Below are 16,383 nucleotides of genomic sequence, written 5' to 3' on the forward strand. Positions count from 1 at the left end.
CCACAGGATCGGGGAAGCCTTACAGGTCGCCGAGGCCGTCGATCAGCGCCTGATTCTGCTCCGGCGCGCCGATGGAAATACGCAGGAACTGGGCAATCCGCTCTTGCTTGAAGTGCCGAACGATCACGCCCTGTTCGCGCAACTTCGCCGCCAGCCCTGCAGCATCGTGCTGCGGGTGACGGGCGAAAATGAAGTTTGCTGCCGACGGCAACACCTCAAACCCCTTCGCCTCCAGCTGCGCGACCACCTTCTCGCGACTCTCGATGACCAACCGGCAGGTCTTGTCGAAATACTCGCGATCCTCGAACGCCGCCGCAGCCCCCACAATCGCCAAGCGATCCAGCGGGTAGGAGTTGAAGCTGTTCTTGATCCGCTCCAGCGCCTCGATCAGGTCCGGATGCCCCACCGCCAGGCCAACCCGCAGGCCTGCCAGCGAACGGGACTTGGACAGGGTCTGAGTCACCAGCAGGTTCGGATAACGGTCCACCAGCGTGATCGCCGTTTCACCGCCAAAATCAATGTAAGCCTCATCCACCACGACCACCGAATCCGGGCAGGCCTTGAGGATTTGCTCAACCGCGTCCAGCGCCAGGAGGCAGCCGGTCGGCGCGTTCGGGTTAGGGAAAATAATCCCGCCGTTCGGCTTGGTGTAGTCCGCCGGGTTGATCTGGAATTGCTCATCCAGCGGCACCGCGTCGAATGCGATGCCATACAACCCGCAGTAAACCGGGTAGAAGCTGTAGCTGATATCCGGGAACAACAACGGCTGATCGTGTTGCAGCAAACCGTGGAAAATGTGTGCCAGGACTTCATCGGAACCGTTGCCGAGGAACACCTGATTGCCCTGCACGCCGTAGTACTTGGCAACAGCCTGCTTGAGCAGGTCGCTGTTCGGGTCCGGGTACAGACGCAGGTTATCGTTCAGTTCGGTTTGCATCGCAGCCAAAGCTTTAGGCGATGGACCGTACGGGTTTTCGTTGGTGTTGAGTTTCACCAGTTTCGCCAGCTTCGGCTGCTCGCCCGGCACGTAAGGCACCAGGCTTTTGACGAAGGGACTCCAGAATTTACTCATGCTTAGTTCCCCTGCCCTTCATTAAAGAGCTCGTCAACGATGCGGTATTCGGCGCTGCGGGCGTGAGCGGTCAGCGACTCGCCACGGGCCAGCACGGAAGCGGTTTTGCCCAGTTCGGAGGCACCCTGCTCGGAGCAGAAGATGATCGACGAGCGTTTCTGGAAGTCGTAAACACCCAGCGGCGAAGAGAAGCGCGCAGTGCCGGACGTCGGCAACACGTGGTTTGGACCAGCGCAATAGTCGCCCAGGGCTTCGGACGTATGACGGCCCATGAAGATCGCGCCGGCGTGGCGGATCTGCGGCAACCAGGCCTGCGGATCGGCGACCGACAACTCCAGGTGTTCTGGCGCAATACGGTTGGCGACTTCGATGGCTTGTTCCATGTCGCGAACCTTGATCAGCGCACCGCGACCATTAATCGAGGTTTCGATGATTTCGGCGCGTTCCATGGTCGGCAGCAATTTGGCGATGCTGGCGGCGACCTTGTCGAGGAACTCGGCATCCGGGCTGACCAGAATCGCCTGGGCGTCTTCGTCGTGCTCGGCCTGGGAGAACAGGTCCATGGCAATCCAGTCCGGATCGGTCTGGCCGTCACACACGACGAGGATCTCCGACGGCCCGGCGATCATGTCGATGCCGACCTGACCGAACACGTGGCGCTTGGCGGTAGCGACATAGATGTTGCCAGGGCCAACAACCTTATCGACCTTCGGCACGCTTTCGGTGCCGTAAGCCAGCGCCGCAACGGCCTGGGCGCCGCCGATGGTGAACACCCGGTCAACGCCGGCAATGCAGGCTGCGGCCAGCACCAGTTCGTTGATTTCGCCGCGCGGCGTCGGCACGACCATGACCACTTCGGTCACGCCGGCAACCTTGGCCGGAATTGCGTTCATCAGCACCGAGGACGGGTACGACGCCTTGCCGCCTGGCACATACAGACCGGCGCGATCCAGCGGCGTGACCTTCTGGCCCAGCACCGTGCCGTCGGCTTCGGTGTAGCTCCAAGAATCCTGTTTCTGTTTTTCGTGGTAGCTGCGCACGCGGGCCGCGGCTTTTTCCAGGGCTTCGCGCTGAGGCACGGTGATGCGGGTCAAGGCCAGTTCCAGACGTTCGCGCGGCAAAATCAGGTCTGCCATGGAGGCGACTTGCAGGCCGTCGAACTTCTGGGTGAATTCCACCAGCGCCGCGTCGCCACGCTCGCGCACAGCCTTGATGATGTCCAGCACCCGCTGATTGACCGAGTCGTCAGACACACTTTCCCAGCTCAGCAGATGATCCAGATGATGTGCGAAATCCGGATCAGCAGCGTTGAGTCGGCGAATTGCAGTCGGTGCGGTCATAGCGAGAGCCTCATAGGAATGGCAAAAACTCAGGCGCCCGAAGCTAACATTCGATCCGCTTGGGCACCTGAGAATTCTGGCTATGAGGCGGATAGACGGCGCGACTCAAGGTCGCGCAGGTAAATCAGCCGCGGTGTCGAGACTCCACTGCCTTGCGCAGGGTGTCGATCAACGCCTGGATACGGGCGTGCTGCATTTTCATCGACGCTTTGTTGACGATCAGCCGCGAGCTGATGTCGGCAATGAAGTCCTGGGGTTCCAGGCCATTGGCACGCAGAGTGTTACCGGTGTCGACCACGTCGATGATCTTGTCCGCCAGACCGATCAGCGGCGCCAGCTCCATCGAGCCGTAGAGCTTGATGATGTCGACCTGACGACCCTGCTCGGCGTAGTAACGCTTGGCGACGTTGACGAATTTGGTCGCCACCCGCAGACGGCCCTTGGGCTCGACATCGCCGACACGGCCGGCGGTCATCAGCTTGCAGAGGGCAATTCGCAGATCCAGAGGCTCGTACAGACCCTGGCCGCCATATTCCATCAGCACATCTTTACCGGCGACGCCCAGGTCCGCGGCACCATGCTCGACATAAGTCGGCACATCGGTGGCGCGCACGATCAGCAGGCGCACATCGGCCTGGGTCGTGGGGATGATCAGCTTGCGGCTCTTGTCCGGATTCTCGGTCGGCACGATGCCCGCTTCAGCCAGAAGCGGCAGGGTGTCGTCAAGGATGCGGCCCTTGGACAGTGCGATGGTCAACATGGGAAACGTCAGTCCTTATCAAGGTACTCATGCCCGGTCGCAAATGGCGCCGGACACACATCGAGGGTGTCACCACCCTCGATTCATAACAAACTCAGTAGGCGCGTCCTTGCGCCCATATGGCAACTACTAGCCCGGAACGCGACGGATCTTGGCGCCGAGCATCTGCAGTTTCTCTTCGATGCACTCGTAACCACGGTCGATGTGGTAGATGCGGTCGATCAGGGTATCGCCTTCAGCGATCAGCGCCGAGATCACCAGACTGGCCGAAGCACGCAGGTCGGTGGCCATTACTGGCGCGCCCTTGAGCTTCTCGATGCCGGTGACGATGGCGGTGTTACCTTCGACCTGGATATGAGCGCCCATGCGGTGCAGTTCGTATACGTGCATGAAGCGGTTTTCGAAGATCGTCTCGATCACCGCACCCGTGCCTTCGGCAATGGCGTTGAGGGAGATGAACTGCGCCTGCATGTCGGTCGGGAACGCCGGGTATGGAGCGGTCCGCACGTTAACGGCTTTTGGCCGCTTGCCGTGCATGTTCAGCTCGATCCAGTCTTCGCCGCAGGTGATTTCAGCACCCGATTCGCGGAGTTTTTCCAGAACGGCTTCGAGGATGGTCGGATCAGTGTCCTTGACCTTCACACGCCCGCCAGTTACCGCTGCCGCCACCAGGTAGGTGCCGGTCTCGATACGGTCAGGCATCACCTTGTAAGTGGTCGGGTGCAGACGCTCGACGCCATCGATGGTGATGGTGTCGGTGCCGGCGCCAGTGATCTTGGCGCCCATGGCGTTCAGGAAGTTCGCCAGGTCGATGACTTCAGGCTCGCGAGCGGCGTTCGCCAGCACGCTACGGCCCTTGGCCAGAGCGGCCGCCATCATGATGTTCTCGGTACCGGTCACACTGACGGTGTCGAAGAAGAAGTGCGCACCGCGCAGGCCGCCCTCAGGGGCCTTGGCCTTGATGTAGCCGCCTTCAACGTCGATGACCGCGCCCATGGCTTCGAGGCCACGGATGTGCAGGTCGACCGGACGCGAACCGATGGCGCAACCGCCAGGCAGTGCGACTTCGGCTTCGCCGAAACGGGCAACCATCGGGCCCAGCACCAGGATCGAGGCACGCATGGTTTTCACCAGTTCGTACGGCGCGATCAGGGTCTTGATGGTGCGCGGGTCGATTTCGACGCTGAGCTTCTCGTCGATCACCGGCTCGATGCCCATGCGACCGAACAGCTCGATCATGGTGGTGATGTCGTGCAGGTGCGGCAGGTTGGCAACGGTAACCGGGCCATCGCACAGCAGGGTTGCAGCCAGGATCGGCAGGGCAGAGTTCTTTGCCCCGGAGATGCGGATTTCGCCATCAAGACGAACGCCACCGGTAATAATCAATTTATCCATAAGAATCTCGACGCCCTTGGGCTCAGGTGCGCTCGGCCCAGGCCGCGCTGCTGAAAAATTTCATAGTGACCGCATGGATGCTGCCATCGGTGATCCATGGGTTCAAATGGGCATAGATCTGCTGCTGACGCTTCACCGGGCTCAACGCCGCCAGTTCATCGCTAATCACGTTCAGCTGAAAGTTGCAGCCTTCGCCCTCAACTTCTACCTGCACTTGTGACAGAGAATCGGACAGCTTTCCTTCAAGGAAGCTCTTTACTTCGTTGGCCTGCATGCTCAACCTCAATCGGCGCCCTGTGCGCGCGGGTCGGACATCATACAAAAAAGCCCCGCGCCTGCGAACCCCGCGAAGCAGGACTCTGACGGGGGGCTTCTTTATAGATGCGGTTCAGGGATGCGCCAATAGCTCGGTCAATTCGCTGACCTGAGCGATTTCACGCATATCTTCGGGTATCGCACGAATGCTCAGGGCCTTGCCGGCCGCCTGAGCATCGCGCATGAAGCACAGCAACAGCGACAAGCCGACGCTGCTGGACTTCTCCACCGAGGAGCAATCAATCACCAGCATAGCCGCGTTACTGGACTTGATCAGCGCCTGCCCCTGCTTGCGCAGGTTCGGGCCTGTCCGGTAATCCAGCACGCCACTGAGCAGCAGTTCGCCGGATTCGCTCATGCGAATAGCCGACTCACTCATTGGGTTTGGTTCTCGGTAGATTGTTCGGTGGCTTCCTTGGCTTTGGCGACTTCCCCGGCCCAACCGTTGATGGTTTTGTCCAGGTCGTTGCCATTGCGCTGCATCGCATCAGCGAACTGATCGCGGAACAGCTTGCCGATATTGATGCCATTGATGATCACGTTGCGCAGCTTCCACTCGCCATTGATCTTTTCGAGTGTGTAAGACACAGGATAGATTGCGCCGCTGCTGCTTTTGACCGTCATGCCAACGCTGGTACGGTCTCCCGACTCATCCTTGGCGGGATCGACGACGATGCCCTGGTTGTCGTACTCAAGCAAAGCATTGCCATAGAACTGGAACAGGCCTTTTTTGAAGTTCTCGACAAACTTCTGCATCTGCTCGGGGGTGGCCTTGCGTGAATACTTGACCGTCATGATGCTCTTGGAAATACCTTCGGCATCCACCACAGGACCGACGATGGTATTCAGCGCCGTATAAAAGTCCTGTGGGTCCTGCTTGTACTTTTCTTTGTTGGCGGCAAGATCCGCCAACAACCGGGTGGTGGTGTCCTGTACCAGATCGTGCGCGGAAGGCCCCGCCACGGCGTTAGCCATCAACGGCAAGGCCGCAAGTATCACCAACAGGCCACGTCGCAAGATAGAGATCATTCAAAAGCTCCTCATTTGGCGTCTTTGCTAACGGTATTGAGCAGAAATTTACCGATCAGGTCCTCGAGTACCAGTGACGACTGCGTGTCGTGGATGGTTCCACCCTCCTTGAGCAGGGTTTCCTCCCCGCCCACACTGATACCGATGTATTTCTCACCCAACAGGCCAGCGGTCAGGATAGATGCAGTGGAGTCAGTCGGCAGATTATCTACGCGCTTTTCCAGTTGCATGGTCACCCGACCGGTGAAGCTGTCGCGGTCCAGATCGATCGCCGTGACCTTGCCGATGGTCACACCGGCCATGGTCACTTTAGCTCTGACCGTCAAACCGGCGATATTGTCGAAATACGCATAAAGTTTATAAGTTTCGGTGGTTGCGCTCGGGGACAGACCACTGACCCGCAACGCAAGCAACAGCAAAGCCAGGATGCCAGCCAGCAAGAAAAGGCCGACACCGATTTCCAGGGTGCGGTTTTGCATCAGAAATCTCCAAACATCAAGGCGGTCAAAATAAAGTCCAGGCCGAGTACTGCCAAAGAGGCATACACCACGGTCTTGGTAGTGGCACGACTGATCCCCTCGGAAGTGGGCTCGCAGTCATAGCCTTGGAATACGGCGATCCAGGTCACGACGAAGGCAAAAACGATGCTTTTGATGATGCCGTTGAGCACATCGTCGACAAACGTCACGCTGTTTTGCATGTTCGACCAGTAGGAGCCGTCATAGACACCCAGCCAGTCGACGGCCACCCACGAACCGCCCCAGATACCCACCACGCTGAAAATCATCGTCAGCACCGGCAGGGAAATGAAGCCGGCCCACAGGCGCGGGGCAATGATGTACTTGAGCGGGTCGACCCCGATCATTTCGAGGCTGGACAATTGCTCGGTGGACTTCATGTTGCCGATTTCAGCGGTCAGGGCCGAACCCGCGCGACCGGCGAACAGCAAGGCCGTGACTACCGGGCCCAGTTCACGCAACAGCGTCAGCGCAACCATCTGCCCGACGGCCTGCTCCGAACCGTAGCTGGACAGAATATTAAAGCCCTGCAGCGCCAGCACCATGCCGATGAATACCCCGGAGACCACGATGATCACCAGGGACATCACGCCCACCGAATGCAGTTGCTTGACCAGCAGGCCAAAACCGCCGCCGATGCCGCCACGACCGAGCAAGGCATGATAAAGGAACAGAGCCGAACGCCCGAATACCGCCAGCACATCGATGCCGGCGAAGCCGAAGCGGCGTACTCTTTCTATTAATGAAATCTTGCGCATCAGCGCTTCCCCAGAAGATCTGCGCGGTAATCCGGCGCTGGAAAGTGGTATGCGACCGGGCCGTCGGGTTCGCCAGTCAAGAATTGACGAATACGTGGCTCATCCGATTTCATCAAATCCTTGGGTGTGCCCTGGCCCAACACTTGCCCGTCGCCCACCACAATGAGGTGGTCAGCGATGCTCGCTGTCTCGGCCAGGTCGTGGGAAACCACGATGCTGGTGATGCCCAGCGCATCGTTGAGCAGGCGGATCAGGCGCACCAGTACGCCCATGGCGATCGGGTCCTGGCCGACAAAGGGCTCGTCATACATGAGGATTCGCGGATCGAGCGCAATTGCCCGGGCCAGCGCGACGCGACGTTTCATGCCGCCGGACAATTCGTCAGGCATCAGGTCGATGGCGCCACGCAAGCCCACGGCCTGCAATTTGAGCAAGACAATGTCGCGAATCATTTCTTCCGGCAGCTCGGTATGAACACGCAGCGGAAAGGCAACGTTCTCGAACACATCAAGATCGGTAAACAACGCGCCGCTCTGAAACAACACACCCATGTGCTTGCGCGCATCGAACAGATCGCTGCGCGACAACGTTGGCAGGTTCTGGCCGTTGACCCAGACTTCGCCGCTGGTAGGACGCAATTGTGCGCCTATCAGCCGCAACAGCGTGGTCTTGCCACACCCGGAAGGCCCCATGATGCCGGTGACCTTGCCGCGCGGTATGCGGATATCGACGTTATTGAAAATGCTGCGCGTACCGCGCTTGAAGGTCAGTCCCTTCAGCTCGACCGCGTAGGCGTTATCGGCACTCATCTAAACTCCTTGCGATGCAGCCTCTCACTCGGACGCCTGGCTTTCTGGCGAAAGCACATACCTCCCCCGGGCAGGCCGAACTGGCGGCGAACTATATCACTGCAAAGCTCAAGCGCCCAAGGCCCAAGCCGGGCATGTTCAGCAACATGACCGCCTGAAATCATCTATTTAGAGAGATTCGGTAACAAGGAATGACAAACCGCAACGAACTTGCGTGAGGGTTTTGATCATTACCGTTATAATCGCCGCCTTTTCATCAGGCTATTCGATTTCCGACATGAACCAATCAAGCGACCTGATTCAATCAGCACAACGTACCATCCGCCTCGAACTGGAAGCCGTACAAGGCTTGCTGCCCCATATCGATGCAGATTTCGTACGTGCTTGCGAGATGATTCTGGCCAGCAAAGGCCGAGTGGTCGTGGTCGGCATGGGCAAATCGGGGCACATCGGCAACAAGATTGCCGCCACCCTCGCCAGCACCGGCACCACGGCGTTCTTCGTGCACCCGGCCGAGGCCAGCCATGGCGACATGGGCATGATCACCCGTGATGACATCATTCTGGCGCTGTCGAACTCCGGCTCCACCAATGAAATCGTCACCTTGCTGCCGCTGATCAAGCGCCAGGGCATTCAGATGATCAGCCTGACCGGCAACCCCGAGTCGCCGTTGGCCAAGGCTGCGGAAGTCAACCTCAATGTAAGCGTCGAACACGAAGCCTGTCCGCTGAACCTGGCGCCCACCTCTTCGACCACCGCGGCACTGGTCATGGGCGACGCTCTCGCCGTTGCCTTGCTTGAAGCTCGCGGTTTTACCGCTGAAGATTTCGCTTTTTCCCACCCGGGTGGCGCCCTTGGCCGCCGTTTGTTGCTGAAAGTGGAAAATGTCATGCATGCCGGCACCGAATTGCCGCAAGTGATGTGCGGTACGCTGCTCAAGGATGCCTTGATGGAAATGACCCGCAAGGGGTTGGGCATGACCGTTGTACTGAACACAGATGGAAAGCTCGCCGGGATCTTCACCGACGGCGATCTGCGCCGCACGCTGGACCGCACCATCGATATCCACAGCACGACCATTGATGAAGTGATGACCGCCCACGGCAAGACCGCCCGCGCCGAGATGCTCGCCGCCGAGGCGCTGAAAATCATGGAAGACCACAAGATCAACGCGCTGGTAGTGGTCGACAGCGAAGACCGCCCGGTCGGCGCCTTGAACATGCACGATTTGCTGCGTGCGGGAGTAATGTAATGAGCACGGACCTGCTGCAACGCGGCAAACAGATCAAACTGGCGGTATTCGACGTCGACGGCGTACTGACCGATGGGCGCCTGTACTTCCTCGAAGACGGCAGCGAATTCAAGACTTTCAACACCCTCGACGGCCAGGGCATCAAGATGTTGATGGCAGCCGGAGTGCAGACCGCTATCATCAGCGGCCGCAAGACCCCGGTGGTCGAACGGCGCGCGAAGAACCTCGGTATTCCACACCTTTACCAGGGTCGCGAAGACAAACTGGTGGTACTCGACGAACTTCTTGCCCAGCTAAACCTGAGCTATGAACAAGTGGCCTATCTTGGCGACGACCTGCCAGACCTGCCGGTGATTCGCCGTGTCGGTCTTGGCATGGCGGTAGCCAGCGCTGCCAGTTTCGTGCGCGAACACGCCCACGGCATCACCCTGGCCCGTGGTGGCGAGGGTGCCGCTCGCGAATTCTGCGAATTGATCCTGCGCGCCCAGGGCCGCCTCGATGCGGCCAACGCCGCGTACCTGTGAGCCCATCATGCTGAGCAAAAAGATTCGCAACATCCTGGTGTTCGGTTGCATCGCAGCGATTTTTGCAGCGGTCGGCTACTGGAACATCAGCCCGGAAAGCTTCCTCGACAAGCCAGTGGTGAAGGTCGATGAAAGCGCGATCGACTATTACGCAATCAACGCCCATAGCGTGCAGTACCTGCCCGACGGCAAACTGCAATACGAAATGACGTCGGACAAGGTCGAACACCTGAAAGCGACCGAGGTGACGTTGCTGACCAACCCCGACCTGAACATGTTCCGTGGCACCGAATTCCCCTGGCACGTCCAGAGCGAGCGCGGCGAAGTCAACCCGGACGGCACTCAGGTCGAGCTGATTGATTCGGTACGTATCACGCGTTTCGACGAAAAGAACCGCAAAACCCTGATTACCACCACCCGTATGACAGTGTTCCCGCAGCAGCAATATGCGCAGACCGATCAACCCGTTAGAATCGACGGCGCTGGCGGTGTATCGACAGGCAACGGAATGAAAGCGTACTTGAAAGAAAGCAGGATACACCTGCTATCGAACGTAAGAGGACAGTATGAGGCTCGTTAAAACCCTCCCTATTTTGCTCAGTCTGGGCGCAGCACTGGGAAGCGTGAGCGCCTGGGCTCTGCCGAACGATCAAGAGCAGCCCATCCGCATTCAGGCCGACGATGCCCAACTGGACGACAAGAACGGCGTTGCTACCTATAAAGGCGATGTGATCATTACGCAGGGCTCGATGAAGGTCACCGGCAATACCGTGACCATCACCCGCACCCCGGCCGGCGACATCGACGTGGTGACCTCGGTGGGCAACCTCGCCTACTTCGAGCAACTGCAAACGGCGGGCGATACCAAGCCGGTTCAGGGCTACGGCGTAACTATTCAGTACCACGCCTCGCAGAACCGCGTCGTGTTGATCGATCGCGCCAAAGTCATCGATAAAGACAACAACGTCACCCAAGGCGAGAAAATCGTCTACGACACCGTCAAAAAGCTTGCGAGCGCCGGTCGTGCCACGGGCAACAAGGTCACCGAGTCGCGCCCTCGCATCGACATGGTGATCCAGCCGAAGAAGAAAACCGACGAGCAAAAGGCCCAGTAATGGCAACTCTGAAAGCTCAGCATCTGGCCAAGAGCTACAAGAGCCGTCAGGTCGTGCGCGACGTCAGCCTGTCCATCGACAGCGGTCAGATCGTCGGCCTGCTTGGCCCTAACGGTGCCGGTAAAACCACCTGCTTCTACATGATTGTCGGCCTGGTACAGGCCGATCAGGGTCGCGTGCTGATCGATGACCTGGACGTCAGCCACCAGCCGATGCACGGTCGTGCGAAGGCGGGTATCGGTTATCTTCCGCAAGAAGCGTCGATCTTCCGCAAACTGTCGGTGGCCGACAACATCATGGCGATCCTCGAGACTCGCAAGGAACTCGACAAGGCCGGTCGTCGCAAAGAGCTGGAAAGCCTGCTGCAGGAATTTCACATCCACCACATCCGCGACAACCTCGGCATGAGCCTGTCCGGTGGTGAACGCCGCCGCGTGGAAATCGCCCGGGCACTGGCCACCAATCCGAAATTCATCCTCCTCGACGAACCCTTCGCCGGCGTAGACCCGATTTCGGTGGGCGACATCAAGCAGATCATTCATCATCTCAAGGCCAAAGGCATTGGTGTGCTGATCACGGACCACAACGTCCGCGAAACCCTGGATATCTGCGAAACCGCCTACATCGTCAACGATGGCCAACTGATTGCTGAAGGTGACTCCGCCACCATCCTGGCCAATGAACTGGTCAAGGAAGTGTATCTGGGTCATGAGTTCCGCCTGTAAGCACTGAGGTGCCCGGGTCGCCGAGAGAGCGCTCGCTTCAATAAAAAAATCAATAAGTTTTTATTGTTACAGCGCTCTAGGCAAACACTCCAGTTTCAGGCATATAATTTGCTTATGTTTGGCGCTTCGGCGCCCTGTAGTGGATGGCGCATGTGCGCCGGCGAATAAGGTGTTAAGCCCCTGCCATGAAACCATCGCTAGTCTTGAGAATGGGCCAGCAGCTGACGATGACACCGCAGCTGCAACAGGCCATCCGCCTGCTCCAATTGTCGACCCTGGACCTGCAACAGGAAATCCAGGAGGCCCTGGAGTCCAATCCGATGCTCGAACGCCAGGAAGAAGGCGACGACTTCGATAACGCCGACCCCTTGGCCGATAGCGCCGAACAGAAACCCAACGCCGACATTCAGGAACCCTCCTACCAGGAAACCGCCCCAACGGTGGATAACCTCGAGGAAGGCGACTGGAACGAGCGTATTCCCAACGAATTGCCCGTCGACACTGCCTGGGAGGACGTCTACCAGACCAGCGCCAGCAGCCTGCCGAGCAACGATGACGACGAGTGGGATTTCACCACCCGCACATCGGTCGGTGAAAGCCTGCAAAGCCATTTGCTCTGGCAACTGAACCTGGCACCGATGTCCGACACCGATCGCTTGATCGCCGTGACCCTGATCGACTGCATCAACAATCAGGGCTACCTGGACGAAACCCTCGAGGAAATCCTCGAAGCCTTCGACCCGGAACTGGACATCGAACTGGACGAAATCGAAGCCGTCCTGCACCGCATCCAGCAATTCGAACCCGCTGGCATCGGCGCCCGCAACCTCGGCGAATGCCTGCTGCTGCAACTGCGCCAGCTGCCCGCCAAGACCCCTTGGCTGGCCGAGGCCAAGCGCCTGGTCACCGATTACATCGACCTGCTCGGCAGCCGCGACTACAGCCAGCTGATGCGCCGCATGAAGCTCAAGGAAGATGAACTGCGTCAGGTCATCGAATTGGTCCAGAGCCTCAACCCGCGCCCGGGTTCACAAATCGAGTCCGCCGAAGCCGAATACGTCGTTCCCGACGTGATCGTGCGCAAGGACAACGAGCGCTGGCTGGTGGAGCTGAATCAGGAATCGGTGCCACGCCTGCGGGTCAACGCCCAGTACGCCGGTTTCGTGCGTCGCGCCGATACCAGCGCTGATAACACCTTCATGCGTAATCAGTTGCAGGAAGCTCGCTGGTTCATCAAGAGCCTGCAAAGCCGCAATGAAACCCTGATGAAAGTCGCCACCCAGATCGTCGAGCATCAGCGCGGCTTTCTTGAATACGGTGACGAAGCCATGAAACCGTTGGTGCTGCATGACATCGCCGAAGCGGTGGGCATGCACGAATCGACGATTTCACGGGTGACCACGCAAAAATTCATGCATACCCCACGGGGCATCTATGAACTGAAATACTTTTTTTCCAGCCACGTCAGTACCTCCGAAGGCGGTGAATGCTCGTCCACGGCGATCCGCGCGATCATCAAAAAACTGGTTGCCGCGGAAAATCAGAAAAAGCCGTTGAGTGACAGCAAGATCGCTGGTTTACTGGAGGCACAAGGCATTCAGGTAGCCCGTCGCACCGTCGCCAAGTACCGCGAATCCCTGGGGATCGCGCCTTCCAGCGAACGGAAGCGGTTGATGTAGCCGCCGGGCTCGCCACAGCGTTCCAGTGGCAGGCATTTCTGCCTGCCGCTTTATGCACTGGCAACGAAGGAGAAGCTGTATGCAAGTCAACATCAGTGGACACCAACTGGAAGTGACCGAACCCCTGCGCACCTATATCGGCGAAAAACTCGACCGATTAGAGAGGCATTTCGACAAGATCACCAATGTACAAGTCACGATGAACGTCGAAAAACTGCTGCAGAAGATCGAAGCCACGCTGCATATTCCCGGCGGAGAAGTGGTCGCCAATGCCGAGCATACGGACATGTATGCCGCCATCGACCTGCTGACCGACAAGCTGGATCGCCAACTCAAAAAGCATAAGGAAAAGACCCAGAGCCTCCTCCAGGGCGCAACCGGTCGTTAACCCCCCCAATCCATGATCCGACTAGAAACCATCCTGACCCCCGGCCGTTCTCAAGTGAACGCGCCGGGTGGCAGTAAAAAGAAAGCCCTCGAGCAAATTGCCAACCTTATCCACCGCGAAGTACCGGATCTGGAAATGCAGGACGTCTTCGAGGCCCTGATTGCCCGTGAGAAACTCGGTTCTACCGGTTTCGGCAACGGCATCGCCATCCCCCACTGCCGGCTCAAAGGCTGCACCTCGCCAATCAGTGCGCTGCTGCACCTGGAAGCCCCTATCGATTTCGACGCCATTGATGGCGCCCCGGTTGACCTGCTGTTTGTGCTGCTGGTCCCGGAAGCCGCCACCGATGCACACCTGGAATTGCTCCGCCAGATCGCCAGCATGCTTGATCGCAAGGAGGTGCGTGAAAAACTGCGCAGCGCCCCGAGCAATGAAGCGTTGTATCAGGTTGTCCTGGACGAGCAGAACGGTCACTAATCATGCGCCTGATCATCGTCAGCGGCCGCTCCGGCTCAGGTAAAAGCACCGCCCTCGATGTTCTCGAGGACAACGGCTACTACTGCATCGACAACCTGCCTGCCGGCTTGCTGCCGGAACTGGCCGAACGCGCGCTGATTCACACCGAGTTGGCACAACCGTTGGTGGCCGTGTCCATCGATGCGCGTAACTTGCCAAGCCACCTGTCACGGTTCCCCGAATTGCTGGAAGAGGTCCGCAGCCGGCATATCCAGTGCGATGTGCTGTACCTGGACGCCGACGAAGAAACCTTGCTCAAACGCTTTTCGGAAACCCGCCGTCGTCACCCGCTGAGCAGCGCCAATCGCTCGCTGGCGGAAGCGATAGAGGACGAAACCAATCTGCTGGGGCCTATCGCCGATCTGGCCGACCTCAAGGTCAATACCACCAATCTGAACCTGTATCAGCTACGCGATACCATCAAGCTGCGCCTGCTGAATCAGCCGGAGCCCGGTACTGCGTTCCTGGTGGAGTCTTTCGGGTTCAAGCGTGGCATGCCGGTGGACGCCGATCTGGTGTTCGACGTGCGCTGCCTGCCCAACCCTTATTGGAAGCCGGAGCTACGGGCACAGTCCGGGCTCGATCAACCGGTGGCCGAATACCTGGCGGCACAGCCTGACGTCGAAGAGATGTTCCAGGACATTTCCTCCTACCTGCTCAAGTGGCTGCCCCGCTTCGCCGCCAGCAACCGCGCCTATGTCACCATTGCCATTGGCTGCACCGGCGGGCATCACCGCTCTGTCTACCTGACCGAACGTCTGGGTCAGGTCCTGCAAAAAACCCTGAAGAACGTCCAGGTCCGCCACCGCGACCTCAGCTAAAGGATTCACATCGCGATGCCTGCTCTGGAAATCGAAATCATCAACAAGCTGGGCCTGCATGCCCGCGCGTCTGCAAAATTCGTTGGGGTCGCCGGTCAGTTCAAGGATTGCACGATCAGGGTAGGACGCACGCCAGAATCCGTGGTAGACGGTAAAAGCATCATGGCGATGATGATGCTGGCCGCTGGCAAGGGCACAAAAATCCACCTGAGTACCGAAGGCGAGCAGGAGCAGGAAGCGCTGGATGCACTGGTGGCGCTGATCAACAACTACTTCGACGAAGGCGAATAAAAGCCAAAAGATCGCAGCCTCGTTCCACTCGACAGCTCCTACAGGATCGGCGTAGGAGCTGTCGAGTGGAACGAGGCTGCGATCTTTTGATCTTGTTTTTCAAGCCAACGCCGTATCCATCACCATCATCAGACAAAACCCGATCAGCAGCCCTAGACTGGCCAGTTTGTCGTGACCATGGCGACGCGATTCAGGGATGACTTCGTGAGTCACCACCAGCAGCATCGCACCGGCTGCCAGTGCCAGCCCCAAAGGCAACAGTAGTTCGGCCAGGCTCACCAGCCAGGCGCACAACAGTGCAAAGACCGGCTCGACCAATCCTGACGCAGCACCGATCAGGAACGCCTTGACCCGCGACATCCCTGCTCCGGCCAACACCAACGCAATCACCAGCCCTTCCGGCACATCCTGCAAGGCGATGCCCATGGCCAGGCTGTCGGCGTCAGGCATGCCACCGCCGGCCGAGACGCCGACCGCCATGCCTTCGGGGATGTTGTGGGCGATGATGGCAAACACAAACAACCAGATTCGCGGTGGAATCACCGGTCGCGCCAACGTTCCCACGAGCATTTCAGGCGTAGCGCCGGACACCTTGCGATCCACCAGAAACAACCCGAATGCGCCCAACAGGATACCGAAGCTGATCAGGCCGCTGGCCGCCCAAGGCGTCAGGCCGAGGTTTTCGGCCGCGGCAATGCCCGGCACAATCAGCGAAAACGCCGTCGCCGCGAGCATCACTCCGGCCCCGAAACCGAGCAATATATCGCTGACTATCTGAGGTATCTGCCGAATCACCAGCACCGGCACCGCGCCCAAAGCTGTACCCAAGGCACAAATCGCCCCGCCTTGCAGGGCACGCTGCAGTTTCGGTTCGAGGTCCAGCCAGCTCAGCCCTTGGGCAGCCAATAACGTCATGCCCGCCAGCAGTAACAGCGATCCCAGTGCGTAACGAAACATCCGTCCACTTCCGACCGCCAGTGTTTCAGTGCCCATAGTCAGCCCTGGATTGTTTTATAGAGACTTAGGGGGCGTTCTCAACTAGTTCCCCCTCCGCGTTGTCGCCTTAAAGCGGGCCA

General features: G+C 58.8%; 21 protein-coding genes. 10 read left to right on the top strand and 11 right to left on the bottom strand.

Going from position 1 to position 16,383, the window contains the following annotated elements:
• Window positions 1-19: 19 nt before the first annotated feature.
• From hisC to TU81_RS22615, 10 genes are all read right to left on the bottom strand, one after another.
• Window positions 20-1,072, bottom strand: coding sequence for a histidinol-phosphate transaminase (gene hisC / locus TU81_RS22570; RefSeq protein WP_048396563.1), 1,053 nt, complete (start codon window positions 1,070-1,072; stop codon window positions 20-22).
• A gap of 2 nt (window positions 1,073-1,074) precedes the next feature.
• Window positions 1,075-2,412: a histidinol dehydrogenase gene (gene hisD / locus TU81_RS22575; RefSeq protein ID WP_048396565.1), complete on the bottom strand. Its 1,338-nt coding sequence runs from the start codon at window positions 2,410-2,412 to the stop codon at window positions 1,075-1,077.
• A 124-nt stretch (window positions 2,413-2,536) separates the two neighbouring features.
• Window positions 2,537-3,172, bottom strand: coding sequence for an ATP phosphoribosyltransferase (gene hisG, locus TU81_RS22580; RefSeq protein WP_007901570.1), 636 nt, complete (start codon window positions 3,170-3,172; stop codon window positions 2,537-2,539).
• A 129-nt stretch (window positions 3,173-3,301) separates the two neighbouring features.
• On the bottom strand, window positions 3,302-4,567 hold the full coding sequence (gene murA, locus TU81_RS22585) for a UDP-N-acetylglucosamine 1-carboxyvinyltransferase (RefSeq protein ID WP_007901567.1): 1,266 nt from the start codon (window positions 4,565-4,567) through the stop codon (window positions 3,302-3,304).
• A 22-nt stretch (window positions 4,568-4,589) separates the two neighbouring features.
• Complete coding sequence (locus TU81_RS22590; protein WP_038978976.1) at window positions 4,590-4,841, bottom strand: BolA family protein; 252 nt, start codon at window positions 4,839-4,841, stop codon at window positions 4,590-4,592.
• A 114-nt stretch (window positions 4,842-4,955) separates the two neighbouring features.
• Window positions 4,956-5,261, bottom strand: coding sequence for an STAS domain-containing protein (locus TU81_RS22595; RefSeq protein WP_038978975.1), 306 nt, complete (start codon window positions 5,259-5,261; stop codon window positions 4,956-4,958).
• The gene (locus TU81_RS22600; protein ID WP_038978974.1) at window positions 5,258-5,911 is read right to left on the bottom strand and encodes an MlaC/ttg2D family ABC transporter substrate-binding protein; all 654 of its coding nucleotides are present in this window, start codon (window positions 5,909-5,911) and stop codon (window positions 5,258-5,260) included. The genes TU81_RS22595 and TU81_RS22600 overlap by 4 nt, the downstream gene beginning before the upstream one ends.
• Window positions 5,912-5,922: 11 nt before the next feature.
• Entirely contained in the window at window positions 5,923-6,390 is a 468-nt protein-coding gene (mlaD, locus tag TU81_RS22605) for an outer membrane lipid asymmetry maintenance protein MlaD (RefSeq protein WP_007901560.1), read from the bottom strand.
• Window positions 6,390-7,187, bottom strand: coding sequence for a lipid asymmetry maintenance ABC transporter permease subunit MlaE (gene mlaE, locus TU81_RS22610; protein ID WP_038978973.1), 798 nt, complete (start codon window positions 7,185-7,187; stop codon window positions 6,390-6,392). The genes mlaD and mlaE overlap by 1 nt, the downstream gene beginning before the upstream one ends.
• Window positions 7,187-7,996: an ATP-binding cassette domain-containing protein gene (locus TU81_RS22615; protein ID WP_038978972.1), complete on the bottom strand. Its 810-nt coding sequence runs from the start codon at window positions 7,994-7,996 to the stop codon at window positions 7,187-7,189. Before TU81_RS22615 ends, mlaE begins: the two co-directional genes overlap by 1 nt.
• A gap of 277 nt (window positions 7,997-8,273) precedes the next feature.
• On the opposite strand from TU81_RS22615, the gene TU81_RS22620 reads away from it, so the two are divergent.
• The 10 genes from TU81_RS22620 (at window position 8,274) to TU81_RS22665 (ending at window position 15,307) form a co-directional block, all read left to right on the top strand.
• A complete protein-coding gene (locus TU81_RS22620; RefSeq protein ID WP_038978971.1) occupies window positions 8,274-9,248 on the top strand; it encodes a KpsF/GutQ family sugar-phosphate isomerase in 975 nt (324 codons plus the stop codon).
• Window positions 9,248-9,772: a KdsC family phosphatase gene (locus TU81_RS22625; RefSeq protein WP_038978970.1), complete on the top strand. Its 525-nt coding sequence runs from the start codon at window positions 9,248-9,250 to the stop codon at window positions 9,770-9,772. Before TU81_RS22620 ends, TU81_RS22625 begins: the two co-directional genes overlap by 1 nt.
• Window positions 9,773-9,779: 7 nt before the next feature.
• Entirely contained in the window at window positions 9,780-10,352 is a 573-nt protein-coding gene (gene lptC / locus TU81_RS22630; protein WP_038978969.1) for an LPS export ABC transporter periplasmic protein LptC, read from the top strand.
• Window positions 10,339-10,887, top strand: coding sequence for a lipopolysaccharide transport periplasmic protein LptA (lptA, locus tag TU81_RS22635; protein WP_038978968.1), 549 nt, complete (start codon window positions 10,339-10,341; stop codon window positions 10,885-10,887). The genes lptC and lptA overlap by 14 nt, the downstream gene beginning before the upstream one ends.
• Window positions 10,887-11,612 (top strand): LPS export ABC transporter ATP-binding protein, encoded by a 726-nt coding sequence (gene lptB, locus TU81_RS22640; RefSeq protein ID WP_007901537.1) that lies wholly within the window; start codon window positions 10,887-10,889, stop codon window positions 11,610-11,612. Before lptA ends, lptB begins: the two co-directional genes overlap by 1 nt.
• Window positions 11,613-11,797: 185 nt before the next feature.
• Entirely contained in the window at window positions 11,798-13,291 is a 1,494-nt protein-coding gene (locus TU81_RS22645; protein ID WP_038978967.1) for an RNA polymerase factor sigma-54, read from the top strand.
• A gap of 79 nt (window positions 13,292-13,370) precedes the next feature.
• The gene (gene hpf, locus TU81_RS22650; protein ID WP_003178005.1) at window positions 13,371-13,679 is read left to right on the top strand and encodes a ribosome hibernation-promoting factor, HPF/YfiA family; all 309 of its coding nucleotides are present in this window, start codon (window positions 13,371-13,373) and stop codon (window positions 13,677-13,679) included.
• A gap of 12 nt (window positions 13,680-13,691) precedes the next feature.
• Window positions 13,692-14,156 carry a PTS IIA-like nitrogen regulatory protein PtsN gene (ptsN, locus tag TU81_RS22655; protein ID WP_007901530.1) on the top strand — a complete coding sequence of 155 codons (465 nt, stop codon included), beginning with the start codon at window positions 13,692-13,694 and terminating at the stop codon, window positions 14,154-14,156.
• A gap of 2 nt (window positions 14,157-14,158) precedes the next feature.
• Complete coding sequence (gene rapZ, locus TU81_RS22660) at window positions 14,159-15,016, top strand: RNase adapter RapZ (RefSeq protein WP_008008622.1); 858 nt, start codon at window positions 14,159-14,161, stop codon at window positions 15,014-15,016.
• Window positions 15,017-15,031: 15 nt separating this feature from the next.
• Window positions 15,032-15,307, top strand: coding sequence for an HPr family phosphocarrier protein (locus TU81_RS22665; RefSeq protein ID WP_030128014.1), 276 nt, complete (start codon window positions 15,032-15,034; stop codon window positions 15,305-15,307).
• Window positions 15,308-15,406: 99 nt separating this feature from the next.
• On the opposite strand, the gene TU81_RS22670 is transcribed toward TU81_RS22665, so the two are convergent.
• The gene (locus TU81_RS22670; protein ID WP_038978966.1) at window positions 15,407-16,300 is read right to left on the bottom strand and encodes a ZIP family metal transporter; all 894 of its coding nucleotides are present in this window, start codon (window positions 16,298-16,300) and stop codon (window positions 15,407-15,409) included.
• Between the last annotated feature and the right edge of the window lie 83 nt (window positions 16,301-16,383).

The organism is Pseudomonas lini (assembly GCF_001042905.1).
Lineage (GTDB): Bacteria > Pseudomonadota > Gammaproteobacteria > Pseudomonadales > Pseudomonadaceae > Aquipseudomonas > Aquipseudomonas lini.

Excerpts from the sequence above, each read along its gene's own strand:
- hisC (WP_048396563.1), bottom strand. The coding sequence starts at position 1,072 with ATGAGTAAATTCTGGAGTCCCTTCGTCAAAAGCCTGGTGCCTTACGTG.
- hisD (WP_048396565.1), bottom strand. The coding sequence starts at position 2,412 with ATGACCGCACCGACTGCAATTCGCCGACTCAACGCTGCTGATCCGGAT.
- hisG (WP_007901570.1), bottom strand. The coding sequence starts at position 3,172 with ATGTTGACCATCGCACTGTCCAAGGGCCGCATCCTTGACGACACCCTG.
- murA (WP_007901567.1), bottom strand. The coding sequence starts at position 4,567 with ATGGATAAATTGATTATTACCGGTGGCGTTCGTCTTGATGGCGAAATC.
- TU81_RS22590 (WP_038978976.1), bottom strand. The coding sequence starts at position 4,841 with ATGCAGGCCAACGAAGTAAAGAGCTTCCTTGAAGGAAAGCTGTCCGAT.
- TU81_RS22595 (WP_038978975.1), bottom strand. The coding sequence starts at position 5,261 with ATGAGTGAGTCGGCTATTCGCATGAGCGAATCCGGCGAACTGCTGCTC.
- TU81_RS22600 (WP_038978974.1), bottom strand. The coding sequence starts at position 5,911 with ATGATCTCTATCTTGCGACGTGGCCTGTTGGTGATACTTGCGGCCTTG.
- mlaD (WP_007901560.1), bottom strand. The coding sequence starts at position 6,390 with ATGCAAAACCGCACCCTGGAAATCGGTGTCGGCCTTTTCTTGCTGGCT.
- mlaE (WP_038978973.1), bottom strand. The coding sequence starts at position 7,187 with ATGCGCAAGATTTCATTAATAGAAAGAGTACGCCGCTTCGGCTTCGCC.
- TU81_RS22615 (WP_038978972.1), bottom strand. The coding sequence starts at position 7,996 with ATGAGTGCCGATAACGCCTACGCGGTCGAGCTGAAGGGACTGACCTTC.
- TU81_RS22620 (WP_038978971.1), top strand. The coding sequence starts at position 8,274 with ATGAACCAATCAAGCGACCTGATTCAATCAGCACAACGTACCATCCGC.
- TU81_RS22625 (WP_038978970.1), top strand. The coding sequence starts at position 9,248 with ATGAGCACGGACCTGCTGCAACGCGGCAAACAGATCAAACTGGCGGTA.
- lptC (WP_038978969.1), top strand. The coding sequence starts at position 9,780 with ATGCTGAGCAAAAAGATTCGCAACATCCTGGTGTTCGGTTGCATCGCA.
- lptA (WP_038978968.1), top strand. The coding sequence starts at position 10,339 with ATGAGGCTCGTTAAAACCCTCCCTATTTTGCTCAGTCTGGGCGCAGCA.
- lptB (WP_007901537.1), top strand. The coding sequence starts at position 10,887 with ATGGCAACTCTGAAAGCTCAGCATCTGGCCAAGAGCTACAAGAGCCGT.
- TU81_RS22645 (WP_038978967.1), top strand. The coding sequence starts at position 11,798 with ATGAAACCATCGCTAGTCTTGAGAATGGGCCAGCAGCTGACGATGACA.
- hpf (WP_003178005.1), top strand. The coding sequence starts at position 13,371 with ATGCAAGTCAACATCAGTGGACACCAACTGGAAGTGACCGAACCCCTG.
- ptsN (WP_007901530.1), top strand. The coding sequence starts at position 13,692 with ATGATCCGACTAGAAACCATCCTGACCCCCGGCCGTTCTCAAGTGAAC.
- rapZ (WP_008008622.1), top strand. The coding sequence starts at position 14,159 with ATGCGCCTGATCATCGTCAGCGGCCGCTCCGGCTCAGGTAAAAGCACC.
- TU81_RS22665 (WP_030128014.1), top strand. The coding sequence starts at position 15,032 with ATGCCTGCTCTGGAAATCGAAATCATCAACAAGCTGGGCCTGCATGCC.
- TU81_RS22670 (WP_038978966.1), bottom strand. The coding sequence starts at position 16,300 with ATGGGCACTGAAACACTGGCGGTCGGAAGTGGACGGATGTTTCGTTAC.